Origin of the sequence: uncultured Gimesia sp. (genome assembly GCF_963972345.1) — a bacterium.
Lineage (GTDB): Bacteria > Planctomycetota > Planctomycetia > Planctomycetales > Planctomycetaceae > Gimesia.
In genome coordinates this window covers 1-3872 of record NZ_CAXAVM010000325.1, presented here as the reverse complement: position 1 = coordinate 3872, position 3872 = coordinate 1, and the positions used below count along the sequence as shown (strand labels likewise).

Sequence of the window (3872 nt, the reverse complement as noted above, 5' to 3'; positions counted from 1 at the left end):
GCTTGTGTCGTCAGGGGTTTGTGATTGAAGATCTGCGCGAGCCGGTACGCGCGGATCCGAGCGCACCGGTGGGCCATTTTCGTCATCGGGGTCGCTTTGTCGCACCCTATGTTCGCATCAAAGCGCGACGCATCGAACAGCAGTCACAGGCAGACGTGCCGGCGGCGATCTGGGTTCCCTGATCTATTCTGCGTCATAATGAATGAGTGAGTAGACATCACAGCCATTCATTTTTTTGCGTCCGTTGAGGAATGCGAGTTCGATCAGAAAGGCACAACTGACGACTTCCGCCTGTGAGTGATTTGCCAGTTCGATACAGGCGGAGATTGTCCCTCCCGTTGCCAGCAGGTCATCCACAATCACCACCCGGTCATCAGAGTGAATCGAATCGGTATGCATCTCAAGAGAATCAGAACCGTATTCCAGTTCGTAGTGGAAGGCTTTTGTTTCAAAGGGAAGTTTTCCGGGCTTCCTAATGGGGATGAAGCGGGCTCCCAGCGCAAGTGCCAGGGGGGCTGCGAAGATAAAACCGCGCGCTTCCGCGGCAAGCACAGCAGTGATCTGTTTATCGCGATAGTAATCAGTCAGACGGTCAATGACTGCCTGAAACGCTGTGGGCTCAGCGAGCAGGGGCGTGATATCTCGAAACAGGATTCCCGGTTTGGGAAAATCGGGGATTTCACGAATATAGTTTTTCAAGTCGAGTTTTTCATTCATTATTTGTGTTCTCTTTCTGAGAGTCTGTTTCCGAAAGTGCAGCCTGTTTGAGTTGGGGAAGCGTCTCGAGTTTTTGCCTGGCTTTCCTCACCATATCCTGGGCAACTTCTGCCTGGTCCTGTTCATAGAGTATGATCAATGCTTTCCACACACGAGCAGCTTCCTCAAATTTCTGCTCTTTAACGAGGTTGTCCGCATTGGCCATGGATTGCGTGAGCATGATAAAGCGTTCTGCGGTTCGAGAAGAGTTATTCTGCAGCTCATTCAGCATTTGCCGGGCGAGATCTCGCATTTCATCCTGCCTGCTGTTGTCGCTGTCATCTGAATTCTGGTTGAGTATGTCAACGAGTGCAGAGAGTATAATCTCCGCCTGCGCCATATTGCCTGTTTCCAGATAATGTTGTGCCAGCAGCATAAACCTCTGGGCTTCATTTTGCGGGCCGGTACGTGATCTGCGTTTTGCGGTCATGCCTGCCCGGGAACGGATTTCGTAGACTTTAATTCTTTCCAGAAGTGGCTGGACCTCAGTTTCCCATTGCTCCGGATCCGACTCCAGGAGTGGTAACAGAAATTTATCTCGTGCCGTATACCATTCCGGGCTTTCGGGCTGCTGTAATATTTGACGCCCCTGTGTGAACATCTCCTGGGGAGTGAGTTCACGCTCCTGAAACCAGAAATAACCGCCGGCAATCAGGAGTACCAGAATCCCCAGCAGCACGTAGGTATTGTCTAAGAGCTGGCTCAGTTTTGAACCAGTGCTCTCTGATTCCAGCTGCGCCCGCATCAGGCCCTGCATTAAAGTGCCTGCCCCGGCTTCAGGCTCTGCTCCCGAATGTACCATGGTCGGAGTCACAGAGGCATCGCCCGTTCCTGAGAGTGCATAGGTGTCTTCAGAAGTCGACATCTCATATTTGTTGATCACATCCTGCAGGCGGCGGGAGAGAACGTAGGCATCCGAATATCGTTTCTGGGGCTCTTTTTCGAGCAGCTTACAGACAATTTCTTCCAGCCAGATGGGGAGATCATCTACGTATCTGCCGGGTTTATCAAACTGGCCGTACTTCTGTTTCTGAATGATGGCCAGCATGGTTTTCCCACTGAAGGGAGGTCTGCCGGTGAGCATGACATACATCACCGCACCCAGGGAATACAGATCGCTTTGCCTGGTAACACGTTTGCCTTCTGCCTGTTCCGGTGACATGTACTCAGCGGTGCCGATAATCCCTCCGGTCACGGTCAGCTTTTCCGTCGCGAACAATTGTGCGACGCCGAAGTCAGCCAGCTTGACAGTATCATCGTCTTTGAGAATCAGGTTGGAAGGTTTGAGGTCCCGGTGAATGATGCCGGCGTCATGCGAGGCTTTGAGCGCGGAACAGATCTGAATTGAGATGTTGACGACGGTTTTCCAGTCGATGCGTTTTTCGCGTCGGAGTCGATTGGTTAAAGTTTCGCCATCAATATACTCCATGACATAGTAGTAAATCTCGTTTTCGACGCCGCTGTCATAAAATTCGATGACATACGGATTATGCATTTTTTTTAATGCTTCGATTTCACGATGAAAGCGTTCTACAAAGCCGGGCTCGCGTGCCAGTGCGCTGGGGAGAATTTTGATAGCGACCAGTTGATCGGTGTGGATGTTCGTTGCCAGGTATACCGAACCCATTCCACCGGCGCCGATTTTTTTTCCGATCAAATATTCGCCTAGCCTGTCCGGGGCGGATTCATGTTCGTGGGTATTCAAAGTCGTTGCTCGATATTGAAGTGAACCAGTGGCCGCTGGTTCGAGTCGTTCTGTAAATGAAAAACAAGAGTTACTTGTACAGTGTCTGAAGTGCAGTAGAAGTCTATAATCTCAGGAAGCATTTTGTAAGGTTAGTGCTTCGTCAAGCTGGAAATTGAGGGTTGGGGGTGTTGATCACCTGCTCCGTTGTCGCGATCTCGTGATATCTATCAACCCAAAATTAATAATGACACTCTATTACTTTATTTCTTTCTATTATGGTTGAATCCATGTCTGATGCAAGAACGAAGGCGGTTCTGTTAATTGCCCATGGCAGTCGACGAGACGAAGCGAATCAGGATCTGGTGAAACTGGCGGCCATGTTGCGCGAACGCTGCCAGTACGCTGTGGTTGAACATGCTTACCTCGAACTGGCTGAACCTGACATTCCAGCAGGAGCCGCCCGCTGTGTGCAGGCTGGCGCTGAGGAAGTATTGATGCGGCCTTATTTTCTCTCATCGGGAGTCCATGTTCAGAACGACCTGGAAGAATTTCGGAATGAATTCAGCCAGGCTTATCCTGAAACCCGGTTTCAGCTCTGTGAACACCTGGGATTGCATCCTCTGATGCTGGAGATCGTCCTGGATCGATTGCAGGGCGCAGCTGATCAGAGTACCAAATAAAACAGGACGCTCCGAAGAACGCCCTGTTTCTCGCAATGAAAAATCAGCTTAGAGTGTGTCCAGTTTTACTGTAGCATCTCCAAGGCCATTTGGGCCGAGTATCATAGATCGAGAGACGCTATGGTTCAATCTGATTCGCTCTGGATATTAGTTGGTTTTCGTTTCAGAAATCTTACCGAAGGCTTTGAAGGTGATTGGTTCACCCCGTCCGGCGATGGTCACGGTGAATTCTTCTGAATAGTCACCTGGTTTGTTCGGTGGAACAATTGTCAGTGGCAGCACGTGAATGGGCTGGGTTGTTTTAGGCATCCGAATTTTGAATGCTTCGTCGTTGGACTCACATTCAATTTTATTGATCTCGAATGGCTTCTTACCACGCAGTACCACGTTGACTGTCTTTTCCTGACCTGGAATCATCATACCCAGTGAAACCACCTGGGGTGTGATGGTGATGTCGGATTCCACTTTTGCTTCTACCAGCAGAGGCACAGTGGTGAAATTGACATCGTTGGTTTGCAGCATGACCTGTTCGCGGATTGGTCCCAGTGGTGTTTCGGGCGCCAGTGTCAGAACCAGGTTGTAGTTAACCCGTCCGCCACCACGGGCTGTTTCAACAGCTTTGACGGTCAGAGAAGGGTCTTTGGATTGAATCGCGGTAATCGCCCAGTCATCCCGGCCAGCATACGCGAGTGCGACTGTGGTTTCAGCACCTTTGCCGACTTCCACAGAACCGAAGTTCGCAGAACCGG

Annotated in this window: 3 protein-coding genes and 2 pseudogenes; 2 read left to right on the top strand and 3 right to left on the bottom strand. The window is 50.5% G+C overall.

Translation table 11 applies throughout. The features are described 5' to 3' along the window. Positions 1 to 182: pseudogene (locus AACZ40_RS28500) on the top strand (class I SAM-dependent methyltransferase); the annotation flags it as partial. 1 nt (position 183) lies between these two features. On the opposite strand, the gene AACZ40_RS28495 reads toward AACZ40_RS28500, so the two are convergent. Both AACZ40_RS28495 and AACZ40_RS28490 read right to left on the bottom strand, forming a co-directional pair. Beyond that, the gene (locus tag AACZ40_RS28495; RefSeq protein ID WP_291170303.1) at positions 184 to 717 is read right to left on the bottom strand and encodes an adenine phosphoribosyltransferase; all 534 of its coding nucleotides are present in this window, start codon (positions 715 to 717) and stop codon (positions 184 to 186) included. After that, a complete protein-coding gene (locus AACZ40_RS28490) occupies positions 710 to 2461 on the bottom strand; it encodes a serine/threonine-protein kinase (RefSeq protein ID WP_339677002.1) in 1752 nt (583 codons plus the stop codon). Before AACZ40_RS28490 ends, AACZ40_RS28495 begins: the two co-directional genes overlap by 8 nt. A 257-nt stretch (positions 2462 to 2718) precedes the next feature. On the opposite strand from AACZ40_RS28490, the gene AACZ40_RS28485 reads away from it, so the two are divergent. Then, positions 2719 to 3123, top strand: coding sequence for a CbiX/SirB N-terminal domain-containing protein (locus tag AACZ40_RS28485; RefSeq protein WP_339676999.1), 405 nt, complete (start codon positions 2719 to 2721; stop codon positions 3121 to 3123). Between the two features lie 147 nt (positions 3124 to 3270). Here the strand turns inward: AACZ40_RS28485 and AACZ40_RS28480 are convergent. Continuing rightward, positions 3271 to 3872 (bottom strand): annotated as a pseudogene (locus tag AACZ40_RS28480) (hypothetical protein); the annotation flags it as partial.